This is a genomic window from Stenotrophomonas sp. Steno-Z1 (genome assembly GCF_056393175.1).
Window position 1 is genome coordinate 104,494 of record NZ_JBWJPB010000002.1, and the last position, 15,709, is coordinate 120,202.

The following is a 15,709-nucleotide window of genomic DNA, read 5'->3' on the forward strand; positions in this document are numbered from 1 at the left end:
GGGGTAGGGATTTCCCTACACCACGTCAGGTATTTGGCTGGCTGTGTGAAGGGGCTGTGGACGATAGGCTGTGTGTATGTGGCGAGGGATGCTGGGGCCTCCGACGGGATAGCCGGCAGGACCCGGTTCCGAGCCACAAGGAGTTGCAAGGTGGGGTCTTGGTTTTCGTGGAAGGCGCTTGCGCTGGGACTGCTGTTGATCGGGGCTGCTCAGGCGGCCAACCGCATCGACATCAATACAGCTGATACGTCGACGCTGCAGCAGGGATTGACGAACGTGGGGCCGCACAAGGCTGAAGCGATCGTTGCGTACCGGCGACAACACGGACCTTTCCTCCGGGTCGAGGACCTGGCACGGGTGAAGGGGATAGGGACGAGAACGGTCGAACGGAATCGACAACGGATGACGACGGGGGTCATGGAGAGCCCCGCCGCGGAACCGCCCAGGAGGGCGTTGCCGGCAGCCGTACCAAGACGCTGACCAACAGGACAGGTCGGAGACAGGCAGGAGCCCGTCATCGCCGGTCGCGCAGGATGCGCGGCGGCACCGGCACACGCAGGGAGGCGGTACGCAGGGATGCGGCGCGGAAGGATCGGCGCGGAACCACCAGGACGGTGGCGCCCAGGCTCGGGAAGGGCTGTCATGGCGGAGCGATATTCGGCCGAGTGCAGGGAGCATGGCCGGCACCCAAACTGGGCAGGATGCACAGGGGGAAGGCGGGAAGCCGACAAGGATGTGATGATTGCCCGGTACTGCGCAGGGATGCGTGGCCGGGCAATTTCTTTATGGGCGTCTGCCTGCGCGCGCCAACACCTGTTTCATGCAGTGCGTTGGTGTAGCGTCGTCGCATTACTGCATGGAATGAACCACATGGCACCACGCCGCGCATTGCTCACCCTGGCCCTGGCCACCTTGTTCGCCACCGGCGCCTGCGCTGCGACGGCCGCGACCCCGCCCGCCAGCAGTGCCACCGATACGGCCGTTGCCGCGCCGCGCGGTCCCACCGATCTCAAGCCCGGTGAATTCCTGTGGCATCCGGAAATCTCGCCGGCTGGCCCGATCGTGCTGGTGGTCAGCCTGGATGAGCAGCGCGCCTATGTGTATCGCAACGGCATCGCCATCGGCCTGAGCACGATCAGCTCGGGCAAGACCGGCCACGAAACCCCGACCGGCGTGTTCACCATTCTGCAGAAGGACAAGGACCACAAGTCCAACCTCTACAACAGCGCGCCGATGCCCTACATGCAGCGGCTTACCTGGGATGGCATCGCCCTGCACGGGGGCAATCTGCCGGGGCACCCGGCCTCGCACGGGTGCGTGCGGCTGCCGCAGGCGTTCGCGCAGAAGCTGTTCAGTGCGACCCAGCGCGGCGACACGGTGGTGGTGGCCGATGCCAAGAGCGCGCCGATGACGCTGGCCTATCCGGCGGTACTGGCGCCGGTCAACAGCACCGGCAAGCCGCTGCTGGAGACCACCGATGCGCCCGACCACTACTGGAACGACGCGGCTGCGCCGAGCGGGCAGGTCGGCATCCTGGTGAGCCTGCACGACCAGCGCCTGTACGTGCTGCGCGACGGCGTGCTGATCGGTGAATCGCGGCTGCAGGCCAAGGCATTGCCGGCCTTCGAAGGCACCACGCTGTTCGTGATGCAGCAGGGCTATTCGGACGTGCCCAGCCCGCTGGACGCGCACCAGCGCCTGCACAAGTGGACCGCCTATCCGCTGCTGGGGCAGAGCGCGGGCAACGCCAGTCCCGACCTGCTGGCCACCCCCAGCCTGCCGATGGCGCTGCCGCCGGCCTTTGCCGAGCAGCTGTACCAGGCGCTGGTGCCGGGTACCACGTTGCTGGTGACGAGCCTGCCGGCGGTTCGCCCGGTGGCCGATGAACAGAACCTGCAACCGGTGTTGGAATCGGACGCCGGCGGGTCCACCTTGTAGGGATTGGTCCTGCCGGTACGCCGTCGATGCCTGTGTCCCCGATCTCCCGAGTTGCCCTGTGTGCGTTGGCGTTGGCCGCGTCGGCGGGCGCCGCGCAGGCGGCCCCTGCCGCCTCGGCGGCCGCGCCTGCGGCGCTGCCGGCGGCGCAGATGGCCGACATGCTCGCGCGCGCCGCCCCCGGTGCCGACCGCAAGGTGTTGCAGTTGGCGGCCAGGGCGATGACCTGCGCGCTGCGGCGGCCGGAGCTGGGCATCGACCCGACCCGGCTGAGCGTGATCGATTACTCGCGCCCGTCCACCGAACAGCGCATGTGGGTGTTCGACCTGGCCCGGCAGAAGCTGCTGTTCGAGGAGTGGGTGGCGCATGGCCGCAACAGCGGCGGCAACCAGACCGAACACTTCTCCAACCGCGATGGCAGCTTCATGTCCAGCCTGGGCGCGTTCACCGCCAGGGAAACCTACATGGGCGGCAACGGTTATTCGCTGCGCCTGGAAGGCCTGGAACCCGGGTTCAACGACCATGCCCGCGATCGCGCCATCGTGATCCACGGCGCGCCCTACGTGAACCCGACGATGGCCCGGCTGCAGGGCCGGTTGGGGCGCAGCCTGGGCTGCCCTGCGGTGCGCCTGACGGTGGCCAGGCCGCTCATCGACAGCCTGCGTGGCGGTGCGCTGGTATTTGCCTACTACCCCGACAAGGAGTGGCTGGCGCGTTCGCAGCTGCTCGGCGCGGACTGCGCCGCCAGCCCCGGCTGAGCGCGTACTGAGGCACACTGGCGGCATGTCGACTGATGCCATCCTGGGCGCGGCCACGCGCGTCATTCCGAGTGTCGAGTACCGCCGCGAGCGCTGGCGCAACGGGCTGGGCTGGACCCGCGAAATCCTGCGGGTGCCCGACACCGATGCCTGGCAGGTGCGGCTGTCGATCGCCGAGATCGAGCAGGACGCGGCGTTTTCCAGCTTCCCGGGGGTCGAGCGCGAACTGGTGCTGCTGCGTGGCGAAGGACTGCGTCTGCGGTTTGCCGATGGCGCCGTGCACACACTTCTGCCACCGCACGACCGGCTGCGCTTTGCCGGCGAGGCGCAGGTCGGTGGCGAGCTGGTCGACGGCCTGACCCACGATTTCAACCTGATGTGGCGACGCGACCTGGTCGACGCCGAACTGCTGCACCGACCGTTGGTGGGCAGCATGTTCTTTTTCACCGAGCCGACGACGGCGTGGGCGATCCACCTGCTGGCCGGCCAGGCCGAATTCGAGGGTGACGCCGGCTTGCCGCCATTGGAGGCGGGTGACACCGCCTGGTTGGCTGCCGGCGCGCGCACGCGATTCGCGTTGCGCGGCGGTGGCGAACTGCTCGCGATCCGGCTGAGCCCCCGGTAGCGTCGCCTCCCGATCGCCTGCCGGTAGCCTGCACCTTGTTCGGTGGGGGCATGCCCGCTGTCGAAGGTCGCCCCGGTGCAGGGCAATGCGTTCGCCGTTGCCCTCAGTACACGTCGCGACGGTAGCGACCTGCCACGATCAACGCTTCCTTGCCGTCGCGTCCCAGTGCCTGCTCGATCACCGCATCCACCGCCGGGGCCATGCCCTGCAGGCTGCCGCAGACCAGGAGCGTGGCGCCTTGGCGCGACCATTCCCACAGGGTGTCGAGGTGGGCCTGCAGACGATCCTGCACGTAGCGGTGTTCGCCGCCGTCGCGGCTGAACACCGTATCCAGGCGCTCGATCCAGCCGGCCTGGTGCCAGGCGGTCAGCTCGTCGCCGAAGTAGAAATCGTGGGCGGCGGTGCGTTCCCCGAACAGCAGCCAGTTGCGTCGTGCGCCAGCCGCGATGCGTGCACGCAGGTGCGCGCGCAGGCCGGCGATGCCGGTGCCGTTGCCGATCAGGATCAGCGGGGCGTCGTGGGCCGGCGCGTGGAAGTTGGGGTTGCTGCGGAAGCGCAGGTCGATCTGCCCACCCAGGGCGGCGTGGTCGCACAGCCACCCGCTGCCCAGCCCCGGGGTGCCGTCCGGACGCAGCTGGCGGCGCAGCAGCAATTGCACCTGGCCCTCGTCGGGCATGCTGGCGATGGAGTATTCGCGATGCGGCAACGGACGCAATGCAGCCACCAGGCCGACGGTGTCGGCGGCCCGCATTTCTTCGGCGGTGGGCAGGTGCGCGCGTGACAGATGCGCGTGCAAGGTGTCGCCGTCGATCACCTGCGCGCCGTCCAGCGCGGCGTCGGCCAGCCAGGCATCGACGGCGCTCGGCGCATGCCGCGGGCCGATCTCGACCACGTCACCGGCCTGCCATGACGGCACGATGCCGTCGGCGGGGACCAGCGCCACCTGCCAGGTGGGCGCACCCGGGCTGCCGGCATTGACCAGCGCGCGGCTGTGCAGCCGCCACGGCAGGTAGTCGGCCGGGGTCCAGTCGGGCAGGTCGGTGGCGTCGCCGCCGAGCTGGCCCAGCAGTTGCTGCCAGTGGCGCAGTGCGGCCGGGTCGGCGTTGTCCACCTCGACCGTATCGAACAGCGGGTGCGCGCCCCGCTGGCGCAGCCAGGTATCGAGCTGGTGGCCGAACGCGCAGAAATGGCCGTAGCTGCGGTCGCCCAGCGCCAGCACGCCGTACTGCACGTGCGGCAACGCCAGGGGCTGCGCCATCGCGCCGCGCAGGAACGGCAGCGCGTGGTCGGGGGCGTCGCCTTCGCCGGTGGTGCTGGCGATCAACAGCACCTGCGAGGCCTGCTGCAGCGTCGCGGCATCGACCTGGTGCAGGCCGCGGATGCGCACCGCCATGCCGGCCGCGCGCAGGGCCTCGGCGCTGCGGTCGCACAGGTGCCGCGCAAAGCCGGTCTGGCTGGCCCAGACCAGCAGCAATGGGGCCTGGCCATCGCTGCCGCGACGGTCATCGCGTGTTCGCCCGCGCCACCAGATCAGCGCGCATAGCCCGGCATATGCCAACACGCTGCCGAGCGCGATGCGCCAGTGCGAGGCCAGCGGCGCGCCCTGCCACCAGCGCTCCTGCAGGTGCAGGCGCAGCAGCAGCCCGGCCAGTACCGCCAGCAGGGCGATCACCAGCAGGTTGCCGAGGGTGGCGCGCGAGGGGCGGGTCATGCGGGCGACGCCGATGCGGTATCGAGCAGGTGCTCGAAGGCCGGGCTCATGTGTTCGGTGATGCCGTCCGCGCCGCGGCTGACGAAGCGCGCCGCCAGCCCGTGCGTCCGGGCGAAGGCCAGGCCCTGCTCCAGGCCCATCACGGTCAGCGCGGTGGCCCAGCCGTCCGCCTGCATGGCGTGGCGCGCGACCACGCTGACCGCGGCGGCGGCATGGTCCACCGGGGCGCCGGTGCGCGGGTCCACGGTGTGGCTGAAGTGTGCGCCGTCCTGGTCGAAGTGGTGCCAGCGGTCACCGGAGGTGGCCACGGCCAGATCCTCCAGGGCCAGCACGCGCGGGGGATGGTCGGCCAAGGCGCTTTCTTCGGGGCCGGCTTCAACCAGCACCCGCCAGGGCTGGCCATCGGGCTTGCGGCCGTAGCCGTGCAGTTCGCCGCCCACTTCCACCAGCGCGGCATGCACGCCCTGCGCGCGCAGCCACTGGCTGGCCTGGTCGACGCCGAAGCCCTTGGCGATCGCCGAGAGGTCCATCGCGACCGCGCCGGGTTGCTCCAGCTTGCCGTCCTGCCAGTGCAGGCGTTGCCAGCCGCAGCGGGCGCGGGTGGCGGCCAGCGCGGCGGGGGTGGGAATGCGTTGGGCATGCGCATGCGCGCCGAAACCCCACAGTGCGACCAACGGGCCGACGGTGGGATCGAAGGCGCCACCGCTGCGGGCGGCGATGTCCAGCGCGGCGTCCAGCACCTGCGCGAACAGCGGCGGGACCGGCTGCATGCTGCCGGCCTCGGCGCGATTGAAGCGGGAGATATCGCTACCGGCTTCCCAGGTGCTCATCTGCGCCACGATGGCGTCGAGCCGGGCCTGGATGCCCGCGTGCAGCGGATGCAGGTCGCGCGTACGCGCGACCACCAGCTTTACCTGCCAGGTGGTGCCCATGGTGTGGCCACCGAGGCTGGCGATGTCGAGATCTGCGTTGTTCATGGGGTGGGCATAGGGGCCGGGTCGACCCGATTGCCGGCATCTCGGGGGTAAAAAGCCCCCTTCGCGTGGAAGGGGGCCGGTCAACGGCGTAGCGTTGTTGCGGGACTGCGCGGCAACCGCGGTGGGCGGTTACTGCGGCAGCACTTCCAGCGTGGCAACGTAGTTCAGGCGACGCTTCTTGGCCTGCTTGAGCGAGGCCTTCTTGTCTTCGCTGCTGGTTTCCAGCCAGTACATGCCGGCCTCCGGCCAGGTGATGCTGAACTCGCCCTTCTTGTCGCTGGTCACCTTGATCTCGTCCTGCGCGTTGCGGTAGCGGGTGCCGCCCCGGGTGATTTCGAATTCCAGGCCGGCGCGCGGCTTGCCATCGACCAGCACGCGGAAGCGGGCCGGTTCACCGGCGACCAGGTCGTTGGGATGGCCCAGGGCGATCATCTCGATGCCCTGCTTGGTCGGCTTGAGCGCGGTGGCGTTCGGGGTCCCGTTGGTGACGAAGGTTTCGATGCGGTTGACCGACTGCGCGACCTCCAGCTTCTTGGCCTTCTTCGGCACTTCGTTGGCGAAGGTGGCCGGGGTGCCGCGCCAGCGCTTGGGCGCGCCGTTTTCTTCCCAGGTGGCCGACAGGCCGGTGCTGACCGACGCCAGGCGGTAGGTGCCCTGCTGGGTCAGCTCCACGTCGAACACGCTGCGGAACTTGCCGGTGGAGGCGTTCTGCGGCTGCACGATGGTGCCGTCGGGTGCGGTGATGACCAGGCTGTCCAGGCGCAGCGGCACGTGGTTGAAGTAGAACAGGTCGTTGGACACGGCCGCATCCACGGTGATCCACGGCTTTTCACCGGCGATCACGGTCTGCGAGGGCTGCAACCAGGCCTTGTGGGCCAGGGCGGAGAACGGAAGTGCGGCGGCCAGGGCGGCGGCTAGGACGAGCGAGCGCTTCATCAACAACTCCATGTAAGGGACAACGTCAGTGGACAGGGGGCCGAGTGGCCGATGCTACCCGCCGCGGAGGGCGGGCGGTGGATCAGGGTTTGGCGGTCAGGGTAACCAGGCCCAGTTCGGTACTGCCCTGGGCCTTGCCGTTCTGGATGCTGGTGGCCGGCCAGGTGAAGGGAATCTTGACCAGTTCACGCCCACCGACCTCGCGCACCGCTTCCACCACCAGCGTGTAATTGCCGGGCGCCAGTGCCTTCAGCGCGGACTGCTTGTCGTTGAACGACAGCGCCTGCTTGCCGGCCGGGCGGGTGGGACCGGTGACGCCATCCACCGGCACGTCCAGGGTGCGGCCGCTCTTGCGCCACCACTGGCGCAGGTCGGGCAGCCACTTGGTGCCATGGCCTTCGCTGTTGCCGGTCTGCTGGTACCAGACCGAGAGGTTGGCGGCGACCTTCTGGTCGGCCCCTTCCAGCCACACCGCCACGTACGGGCGATGGTATTCGGCAACGGTGAGCTTGGGCACTTCGACGTTGATGTCGAGGGTAGCAGCGTAGGCCGGGGAGGTGGCCAGCAGGCCGCTCAGGGCGATGGTCAGGGTAACGCGCATGGTGCGGCTCCGTGGAGGACGAACGGTGGAAGTACGAATCAGTGGATCAGGATCAGCGCGATCAGCAGCGGCACCATCAGGCCCAGGCCGACCAGCGGCCAGGTCATGCGGCGCTGGCGGGCATGCAGGTGCAGCAGGAACAGGCCGGTGATGCAGAACACCAGGCAGGCGACGGCGAAGATGTCCAGGAACCAGCCCCAGGCCGGGCCGGCATTACGGCCTTTGTGCAGGTCGTTGAAATACGACACCCAGCCGCGCGTGGTGGCCTCGTATTCGACGGCGCCGGTGTCGCGATCGATGCTCAACCAGGCATCGCCACCGGGGCTGGGCATGGACAGGTAGACCTCGCCGTCGGACCACTCGGCGGGGCGGCGGCCGATGGAAATCACCAATTGGTCGTCGAGCCAGCGGCTGGCGGAACGCGGCAGGGGCGCCTGGCCGTCGGTACGCTCGCCGAGCGAGGCCAGCACGGGCGCGGGCAGCGTGAGCTGCCGGTTGACGACCTGGGGCGTGGCTTCGATCCTGCTGGCGTGATTGAGGGTGATGCCGGTCGCGGCAAACAGGAGCATGCCGATCAGGCAGACGGCCGAGCTGATCCAGTGCCACTGGTGCAGGGTGCGCAGCCAGAAGCCGCGACTTTGTTGCTGCTGCACGCTGGAAAGGGGAGTGGCCACGGTCACGACATTGGGATCTGAATGGCGAATTACACCATTGATGAGAATGGTTCGCAATTTCTGGCGAACGACGGTGCCGTGGATCCATGCCCGCCGTCTCCCGACAGCGGGACGGTGCGCGCGGGGAAGCAGGGCGCCGGGGCGTTTTTTTCTTGAGGGCTGCCGAGCATGGCTCGGCACTACCGCTCATCCGCGCAGCGCCCGCGGCGCGGCCCCGCCGCGGGCGGCGGTGCAATCGGTCGCATGCGTCCGATCCATCGCGAACGACGGTGCCGTGGACCCATGCCCGCCGTCTCCCGATCGTCGGACGGTGCGCGCGGGGAAGCAGGGGGCCGTGCCGCTTTTTTCTTGAGGGCTGCCGAGCATGGCTCGGCACTACCGGTGATCCGCGCAGCGCCTGGTAGAGCCGAGCCACGCTCGGCTGCTCTTGCTCTTGCTCTTGCTCTTTTTGTTGCTCTTGTTGTTGCTCTTGCTCTTGCTGGTGTTGGTGCTGTCGCTGCAAGGCCCGCGGCGCGGCCCCGCCGCGGGCGGCGGTGCAATCGGCCGCATGCGTCCGATCCACCGCGAACGACGGTGCCGTGGATCCATGCCCGCCGTCTCCCGATCGTGGGACGGTGCGCGCGGGGAAGCAGGGGGCCGTGCCGCTTTTTTCTTGAGGGCTGCCGAGCATGGCTCGGCACTACCGGTGATCCGCGCAGCGCCCGGTAGAGCCGAGCCACGCTCGGCTGCTCTTGCTCTTGCTGGTGCTGCAAGGCCCGCGGCGCGGCCCCGCCGCGGGCGGCGGTGCAATCGGCCGCATGCGTCCGACCCATTGCGAACGACGGTGCCGTGGACCCATGCCCGCCGTCTCCCGCCAGCGGGACGGTGCGCGCGGGGAAGCCGAGGGCCGTGCCGTTTTTTTCTTGAGGGCTGCCGAGCATGGCTCGGCACTACCGGTGATCCGCGCAGCGGTTGAACGCCTGCTCCGGGGCGCGGCCCAGCCGGTCATGCGCGCAGCGGTTGAACGCCCGCTCCGACGCGCGGCGCAGCCAGTCACCCGCGCAGCGGTTGAACGCTCGCTCTGCGGCGCGGCCCAGCCGGTCATGCGCGCAGCGGTTGAACGCCCGCTCTGCGGCGCGGACCAGCCGGTCATGCGCGCAGCGGGTGAACGTCCGCTCGGCGGCGCGGCCCAGTCGGCCGTGCGCGCAGCCCTGGTAGAGCCGAGCCGCGCTCGGCTGCTCTTACTCTTGCTCTCAATGCGGCGCCCCACCGCCCCGGCCGGCATTCCGCCGGCCGTTGGCGGTGGCCGTCGCCCTCAGAACGTCGCGTTCACCGAGATCCAGTAACTCCGGCGCTGGTCCTTGGTCGCGTAATCGTCCACGCAGTTGTAGTCGCTGTCGCTGATCAATACGCACGACTGTGACACGAAGTCCTTGTCGAACAGGTTGTTGACCCGCGCATTGACGGTCAGCCATGGGGTGATGTCCCAGCTGCCGCCGAGGTGGAAGATCGTGTAGTCCTCGTAATAGCGGGTCTGCGAGCTGCTGACGCCGCCGACGTTGCTGACCAGGGTGTCGCGGTAGCGGTCGTAGCGGCCTTCGCCGATCAGCGACAGGCTGACCGCTTCGCTGACCTGCCAGTTCAGGCTGGCATTGGCCATGTGCCTGGCCGGGTTGCCGGTGATCGGCCGGCCCTTGCCGCTGCCGCTGGTCTGTTCGCTCCTGGTCCAGGTGTAGTTGCCGCGCAGCTGCAGGGTGTCCAGCAGGTCGACCTGGGCGGCCGCTTCCACGCCACGGGTTTCGGCCTTGTCGATGTTCACGCTCTGGCCGAAGGTGCTGTAGCCCAGCTCGGCCCAGCCTGGCCCGATGTCCACGCAGTAGCTGCCATCGTTGGGGGCCACTTCGCAGTTGGCGAAGGTGCCGCCGCTGGCGATCTTGTCATCGAACCTGTTGAGGAAGCCGGTGACGTTGAAGCCCCAGCGATCGCCTTCGTAGTACGCGGCGATTTCGTAGTTGGTGCTGGTTTCCGGCGTGAGGTTGGGCGAGCCGACCAGCGGAGTGACGCCCTGGCCACCGAAGCCGACGATGCCGGGGAACAGCTGGTCCGGACGCGGGGTCTTGTAACCGGTGCTGACGCCGCCCTTGACGGTCCAGGCAGCGTTGGCGTTCCACACCAGATAGGCGCGCGGGCTGACGTGGCTGCCGAAGATGTTGTGGTCGTCGTAGCGCACGCCGACGGTGGCGGTCAGGCTATCGGTCAGTGACCAGTTGTCCTCGGCGAACAGCGCCCACATGCGGTGCTGCTGCTTCACGTTGCTCTTGTAGCCGGCGCCATCCATGCCGAACACGCCGTCGATCATGTCGGTGTCGTTGTACTGGCCGCCGACGGTGAGCTTGTGCGCGCCGAAGGTCAGGTCGAGCATCGTGTCCAGCACGTTGCCCTTGAGTTCCATGGTGCGCAGCGGACGCGGCAGGAAGGCCTGCAGGCGCGCCAGCTCGGCGGCGTTGAGTGCGCCCAGCCCGTTGCGTGCGCCGGCCGCGCAGTTGGCGGCGGCGCCGGTGCGACGACAGACGTCGTTCCACAGGCCCTGCAGCTCGGCGCGTTCGTCCAGCGTCAGCGGCAGCGAGCGGCCGAGGTTGTTGCTGGTGATGTGGGTGAGCGTGGTCTGCCAGGTGCCGAATCCATAACGGCCCTGGTGGGTCAGCGCGACCTGGTCGCGCTCGTAGCGCTGGTAGGCGGTGTAGCCCACGCGCGGCTGCACCACGCGGCGGGTGATGTTGCCCGGGCCGTTGGGATTGCGGACCGTCGCATTGCCCACGCGCCACAGGCTGGCCAGGCTGTCCAACGTGCCGGTCTGGCCTTCGCTGTTGTCGTACTTCTGCCGCGACGCGTCGTAGTCCAGCCACAGCTCGTGGTCGTCGTTGACCATGAAATTCAGGCGCATGCCCGCGTTCCAGTTGGTGTTGGCCACCGCCTTGCCGCCGGCGCCGAAGCCGATCTCGCGCGACCACAGGGTGCCGTCCGGCAACGGCAGGTCATCCCACGCCGGATTGGATGCCTTGGCGTCGTAATAGCTGCCGCGCACCGACACGCCGAGGCGGTCCTTGAGCAGCGGGCCGCTCAGGTAGACATCGGTGCTGCGCGCGTCACCGAACTGGTCGTCCTGCTGCATCGTGAACCCCTGGGTGACCGCGCCGCGCCACTCGGCCTGGTTGCGCCGGGTGATGATGTTGATCACCCCGCCCATGGCGTCCGAGCCGTACAGGGTGGACATCGGGCCGCGCACCACTTCGATCCGTTCGATCGCATCCAGCGGCGGCATGTACGAGAACTGGCCACCGCCGAAGTTGTTGGGGTAGAGGTTGCCGGCGTTGCTCTGGCGGCGCCCGTCGATCAGCACCAGGGTGTAGTCCGAGGGCATGCCACGCATGGAAATGGTGGCACGGCCGTTCTTGTCGGTCGGTTCCATGCCCACGTCGATGCCTTCCACGTCGCGCAGCGCATCCACCAGGCTGGTGTACGGGCGCTTGCTCAGTTCCTCGCGGCTGATCACGCTGATGCTGGCCGGTGCATCGGCGATCTTCTGCTCGAAGCCGGCGGCGGTGACCACCACCTTGTCCAGCGTGGTCGGCGCGGCGGCGCCGTTGGCGAAGGCGGGTGCACTGAGCGCACCGAGCAGGGCGATGCTCAGCGAGCACCGGGAAAGGGACGTGCGACGACGCTGGCGCTGGGCCATGGCAATAACCTCGAAGGAAAGCGAACGGACGCATGCAGGCACGGCCGGCAGGCCGTGACACGCGCAACAGATCAGGACAGCGCCCGCGGGGCGGGCAGGCAGGCGGTGGGCGGCATCGACGAGGCGATGCCGGCGATCAGCCCTGCGGCGGCGCCTGGCCGCGTTGGACGCGCAACCCGGGGGCGGCAGGCAACGGCGTGGCCGGTGCCGAATCGATGGCGGGCGATACCCGCGGTGGCAGCGCCACCTGCATGGCCATCAACGCATCCAGCGACGCGAGGGGGTGCGGCTGCGGTGGCAGCGGGGCAGTGGCGGCGCGGGTACCGGCCATGCGCCGCGGCTTGGCCGGACTTTCTTCCTGCACCGCGGTGTCGCCACCGCCGGCCGGGCGTTCTTCCGCCGGCAGGTGCAGCACCCGCGCGGCGCCGCCGGGCAGGGTCCGCTCCAGCACCGGCAGGCCGGTGAACAGCATCGACAGCAGTGCCAGCCAGGCCAGTACGCTCGCCAACGCCGGACGCTGCCCGCGCATGGCGGGGGCAAAGCTGCGGTGGCGGTGCGGGTGGCGCATGGACGTCCCTGTGAGCGGCCAACCTGCGGGCGGATGGCAATGCGGCGCGATTGTAATGAGATACGCCTACAGACGCAAATGGGAATGATTTGCGATTGTGCCGGCGCGGCCGTGGTGTCACCCGACGGGCTGGCTCAGACCTCGCTCCAGCGCCGCAACAGGTTGTGGTAAACGCCGGTCAGCTGCAGGACCGCGGCGCCGTCCGCGCCGCTGGTGCGCAGGGTTTCGATGGCGCTATCCATGTCCAGCAGCATGCGTCGCGCGCTGTCGTCGCGGACCATGCTCTGCACCCAGAAGAACGAGGCCAGGCGCGCACCGCGGGTGACCGGGGCGACCCGGTGCAGGCTGCTGGAGGGATACAGCACCAGGTCGCCGGCAGGCAGCTTCACTTCGTGCTCGCCGTAGGTGTCGCTGATCACCAGTTCGCCGCCGTCATAGGCCTCCGGCGGCGTGAGGAACAAGGTGCAGGACACATCCGACCGCAGGTGGCTGCGCTGGCCTTCCGGGCCGGTGATCATCACCGCGCCGTCGACGTGGAAGCCGTATTGGCCCCCGCCCTGGTAGCGGTTGAAGCGCGGCGGCAGGATTCGCAACGGCAGGGCGGCGGCGAAGAACAGCGGGTGCCGCTCCAGCGCCGCCAGCACGATCCGGCCCAGCTCACCCTTCAACGGCGATGCGTCGGGAAGCTGTTCGTTGCGCTTCACCCGTGCCCCCTGCGCACCCACGGTCTCGCGGCCATCGGCCCAGTCCGCCGCGTCCAGCATGCGCTGCAGGTAGGCCAGTTCATCGGCGGTCAGTACGTTGGGGACATGCAGCAGCATGGCAAGGTCCTTGTGCGGCGCGAGGGGTGCCCCCGCGCCGCCGTGCATCAGAAGCGGAAGTCCGCGCTGAACAGGAACGAACGCGGAGCGCCCGGGGTATAACGGTAGCCGCTCTTGTTGATCGCTGCCACGTACTGCTTGTCGGCCAGGTTGTAGGCGTTCAAGCGCAGCACCAGGTGCTCGTTGACGGCATACGATGCGACGGCGTCGAATACGGTGTACGCGCGGGTGAACGCCGGCGTGCCTACCGCGCCATCGGTGCCACGGTGCATGGAACCGGCGTAACGCGCGCCACCTCCGATGGTGAGGCCGAACGGGAACGTGTAGCTGGTCCAGCTGGTGAAGGTGTCGCCCGGGGTGTAGGTGAGGTTGCGGGTGCCGTCGGCGGCGACGTTGGCGCCTTCCTCCACCTCGGTATCCAGGTGGCTGTAGCCGGCGCTCAGCGACCAGTTCTCGGTGATGCGGCCCACCGTGGACAACTCGATGCCCTGCACCGACTTCCTGCCGGTCTGGGTGGGGTTGCCGGCCTCATCCAGCACCTGGGCGTTGATCTCGTTGCTGACCTCGGTCTTGAACAGGGCCAGGTTCACGGCCAGCGCATCCTGCATGAAGCTCCACTTCGTGCCCACTTCGAACGTCTTGGCCTTCTGCGGGTCCAGGCGCGGGTTGTCGGCGCTGCTGGTGGAACTGCTCAGCTGGAAGTTGCTGCCGCCCGGGGGCTGCTGGGAAATGGCGTAGTTGGCGTACAGGCTGACGATGTCATCCACCTTGTACACCGCGCCCAGCTTCCAGTTGATGAGGGTGTCCGAATGCGCCAGCGTCGGATTGGTGATCACCGTGCCGACCGGGCTGGTGCCGCAGGCGGGACCGCGGCCACCGCAGACAGCGGCACTCTGGTACTCGGTCTTGTAGTGGTCGGCGCGCAGGCCGGCGGTGACCAGGAAACTCTCGCCGATGTTCAACGTATCGAACAGGTACACCGAGGACGTGGTGGTCTTGCCGCGGCTGTCGGCGCCATTGTGGGCCCAGGTCAGGCCGGTCGCGTTCCAATCCGGCGCGTACAGGTTGGCCGGCGACCAGGTGGTGCCGCCGGTGGCGGCCTGGCCGAAGCTCTCCAGCTCCTCGCGGGTGAACTCCAGTCCGGTGCTCAGGTTGTGTTCGATGGCGCCGGTGGCGAAATCCGCGCGCAGGTTGAGCTGGTCGGTGAGGATGGTGTTCCGCTGGTCCTTGAAGGTCGGCAGGCTGCGCGCGATCGTGTAGCTGCCAAGATCGGCGGCATTGGCGTAGCGGATGTTGCCGGTCGGTGCGCCGTTGGCGCCGCGCGTGCCGGTGCCCATGAACGCGGTCAGCATGTAGTCCTGGTCGGTACGGCCCCAGCGTGCGGTGTTGGTCAGCCGCACGTTGTCGTTGATGTCGTGTTCGATGCGGAAGGTGGCCATCTTCGCGGTGACGTCGTCGTGGTCGGCGCGCGTGCCGTAGAAATTCTCCGGATCCACTGGATGGCCCGCCAACTGTTCGAGGGTCGGCTGCGCGGTCCAGCCCGGCAGGCCCAGGGTGGGGACGCCGCCGTCAGGCACGTTGCTCTGGTCCACGTACAGCAGGTTGAGGTAGTACCGGGTGCGGGTGCCCAGGCCGAAGGCCAGTGACGGCGCGATGCCCCAGCGCGTGTTGTTGACGTGGTCGCGGCCCGGCTGGTCGCTGTCCTGCCACATCGCGTTCAGGCGCAGCGCGCTGGTCGCGCCGAGGGTCTGGTTCCAGTCTGCGGTGCCGCGCTGTTGATCGTCGGTGCCGGCCGAGAGGGTACCCGACACGGCGTTGTGAAGGTTGGCCTGCTTGCTGACCATGTTGATCGAACCGGTCGGTGCCGAGCGCCCATTGTCCGTACCGGCCGGGCCCTTGGACACTTCCACCTGCTCGGTATTGAAGACATCGCGTGAGATGGAGCCCAGGTCGCGCACCCCATCCACGAAGATGCTGCTGGAGGTATCGAAGCCGCGCATGAAGATGCTGTCGCCGGTGTTCGTGTTGCCGTTCTCGCCCACGTAGAACGTGCCCACCCCCGGGCTGTTGCGCAGTGCATCGGTCAGCGTGGTGGCGCCCTGCTGGTTGAACAGGTCGCGCGTGATCACCTGGATGGTCTGCGGCGTGTCCTGCAGGGACTGGGTGAACTTCGGCGAGGCGATCCTGTCGGCCTTGAAGCCACGCACCCCCAGCACATGGATCTGGTCGAGCGTCTGCGCCGTGGCGGTGTCGCTGGATTGGGCGTGGGCGACGACCGGCAGGACCGCCAGGCCGAGGCCGGTGACCAGGCCGGCAGTGGCCAGGGTGGCTGCCGTGCGGGGGGAGGAGGAGTGCTTGCGACTCTTGATCATGTTGGCGATCCGAAAA

At 68.7% G+C, this 15,709-nt stretch carries 13 protein-coding genes; 4 read left to right on the forward strand and 9 right to left on the reverse strand.

Going from position 1 to position 15,709, the window contains the following annotated elements; genetic code table 11:
* Window positions 1-150 precede the first annotated feature (150 nt).
* The 4 genes from AC06FD_RS07225 (at window position 151) to AC06FD_RS07240 (ending at window position 3,318) form a co-directional block, all read left to right on the forward strand.
* The gene (locus AC06FD_RS07225) at window positions 151-480 is read left to right on the forward strand and encodes a ComEA family DNA-binding protein (protein ID WP_478077760.1); all 330 of its coding nucleotides are present in this window, start codon (window positions 151-153) and stop codon (window positions 478-480) included.
* Between the two features lie 390 nt (window positions 481-870).
* On the forward strand, window positions 871-1,938 hold the full coding sequence (locus AC06FD_RS07230; protein WP_259203715.1) for a L,D-transpeptidase: 1,068 nt from the start codon (window positions 871-873) through the stop codon (window positions 1,936-1,938).
* Window positions 1,939-1,964: 26 nt separating this feature from the next.
* Window positions 1,965-2,693: a murein L,D-transpeptidase catalytic domain family protein gene (locus AC06FD_RS07235; protein ID WP_478077434.1), complete on the forward strand. Its 729-nt coding sequence runs from the start codon at window positions 1,965-1,967 to the stop codon at window positions 2,691-2,693.
* A gap of 25 nt (window positions 2,694-2,718) precedes the next feature.
* Entirely contained in the window at window positions 2,719-3,318 is a 600-nt protein-coding gene (locus tag AC06FD_RS07240) for a HutD/Ves family protein (protein WP_259203716.1), read from the forward strand.
* Window positions 3,319-3,421: 103 nt separating this feature from the next.
* Here AC06FD_RS07240 and AC06FD_RS07245 read toward each other — a convergent pair whose 3' ends face one another.
* The 9 genes from AC06FD_RS07245 to AC06FD_RS07285 form a co-directional block, all read right to left on the reverse strand.
* Window positions 3,422-5,029 (reverse strand): sulfite reductase subunit alpha, encoded by a 1,608-nt coding sequence (locus AC06FD_RS07245; RefSeq protein ID WP_478077435.1) that lies wholly within the window; start codon window positions 5,027-5,029, stop codon window positions 3,422-3,424.
* On the reverse strand, window positions 5,026-6,006 hold the full coding sequence (locus AC06FD_RS07250; RefSeq protein WP_478077436.1) for an FAD:protein FMN transferase: 981 nt from the start codon (window positions 6,004-6,006) through the stop codon (window positions 5,026-5,028). The genes AC06FD_RS07245 and AC06FD_RS07250 overlap by 4 nt, the downstream gene beginning before the upstream one ends.
* Window positions 6,007-6,135: 129 nt before the next feature.
* The gene (locus AC06FD_RS07255) at window positions 6,136-6,942 is read right to left on the reverse strand and encodes a DUF4198 domain-containing protein (RefSeq protein WP_259203719.1); all 807 of its coding nucleotides are present in this window, start codon (window positions 6,940-6,942) and stop codon (window positions 6,136-6,138) included.
* Between the two features lie 82 nt (window positions 6,943-7,024).
* The gene (locus AC06FD_RS07260; protein WP_478077437.1) at window positions 7,025-7,543 is read right to left on the reverse strand and encodes a DUF2271 domain-containing protein; all 519 of its coding nucleotides are present in this window, start codon (window positions 7,541-7,543) and stop codon (window positions 7,025-7,027) included.
* 38 nt (window positions 7,544-7,581) lie between these two features.
* The gene (locus tag AC06FD_RS07265; protein WP_478077761.1) at window positions 7,582-8,217 is read right to left on the reverse strand and encodes a PepSY-associated TM helix domain-containing protein; all 636 of its coding nucleotides are present in this window, start codon (window positions 8,215-8,217) and stop codon (window positions 7,582-7,584) included.
* A 1,294-nt stretch (window positions 8,218-9,511) separates the two neighbouring features.
* On the reverse strand, window positions 9,512-11,932 hold the full coding sequence (locus tag AC06FD_RS07270; protein ID WP_478077438.1) for a TonB-dependent receptor domain-containing protein: 2,421 nt from the start codon (window positions 11,930-11,932) through the stop codon (window positions 9,512-9,514).
* A 136-nt stretch (window positions 11,933-12,068) separates the two neighbouring features.
* On the reverse strand, window positions 12,069-12,500 hold the full coding sequence (locus AC06FD_RS07275; protein WP_394161800.1) for a hypothetical protein: 432 nt from the start codon (window positions 12,498-12,500) through the stop codon (window positions 12,069-12,071).
* Between the two features lie 134 nt (window positions 12,501-12,634).
* Window positions 12,635-13,321 carry a Fe2+-dependent dioxygenase gene (locus tag AC06FD_RS07280; RefSeq protein ID WP_478077439.1) on the reverse strand — a complete coding sequence of 229 codons (687 nt, stop codon included), beginning with the start codon at window positions 13,319-13,321 and terminating at the stop codon, window positions 12,635-12,637.
* A 47-nt stretch (window positions 13,322-13,368) separates the two neighbouring features.
* Window positions 13,369-15,693, reverse strand: coding sequence for a catecholate siderophore receptor Fiu (locus AC06FD_RS07285; protein ID WP_259203730.1), 2,325 nt, complete (start codon window positions 15,691-15,693; stop codon window positions 13,369-13,371).
* Window positions 15,694-15,709: the final 16 nt, after the last annotated feature.

Coding starts and splice junctions, on each gene's coding strand:
- AC06FD_RS07230 (WP_259203715.1), top strand. CDS start 871: ATGGCACCACGCCGCGCATTGCTCACCCTGGCCCTGGCCACCTTGTTC.
- AC06FD_RS07235 (WP_478077434.1), top strand. CDS start 1,965: ATGCCTGTGTCCCCGATCTCCCGAGTTGCCCTGTGTGCGTTGGCGTTG.
- AC06FD_RS07240 (WP_259203716.1), top strand. CDS start 2,719: ATGTCGACTGATGCCATCCTGGGCGCGGCCACGCGCGTCATTCCGAGT.
- AC06FD_RS07245 (WP_478077435.1), bottom strand. CDS start 5,029: ATGACCCGCCCCTCGCGCGCCACCCTCGGCAACCTGCTGGTGATCGCC.
- AC06FD_RS07250 (WP_478077436.1), bottom strand. CDS start 6,006: ATGAACAACGCAGATCTCGACATCGCCAGCCTCGGTGGCCACACCATG.
- AC06FD_RS07255 (WP_259203719.1), bottom strand. CDS start 6,942: ATGAAGCGCTCGCTCGTCCTAGCCGCCGCCCTGGCCGCCGCACTTCCG.
- AC06FD_RS07260 (WP_478077437.1), bottom strand. CDS start 7,543: ATGCGCGTTACCCTGACCATCGCCCTGAGCGGCCTGCTGGCCACCTCC.
- AC06FD_RS07270 (WP_478077438.1), bottom strand. CDS start 11,932: ATGGCCCAGCGCCAGCGTCGTCGCACGTCCCTTTCCCGGTGCTCGCTG.
- AC06FD_RS07275 (WP_394161800.1), bottom strand. CDS start 12,500: ATGCGCCACCCGCACCGCCACCGCAGCTTTGCCCCCGCCATGCGCGGG.
- AC06FD_RS07280 (WP_478077439.1), bottom strand. CDS start 13,321: ATGCTGCTGCATGTCCCCAACGTACTGACCGCCGATGAACTGGCCTAC.
- AC06FD_RS07285 (WP_259203730.1), bottom strand. CDS start 15,693: ATGATCAAGAGTCGCAAGCACTCCTCCTCCCCCCGCACGGCAGCCACC.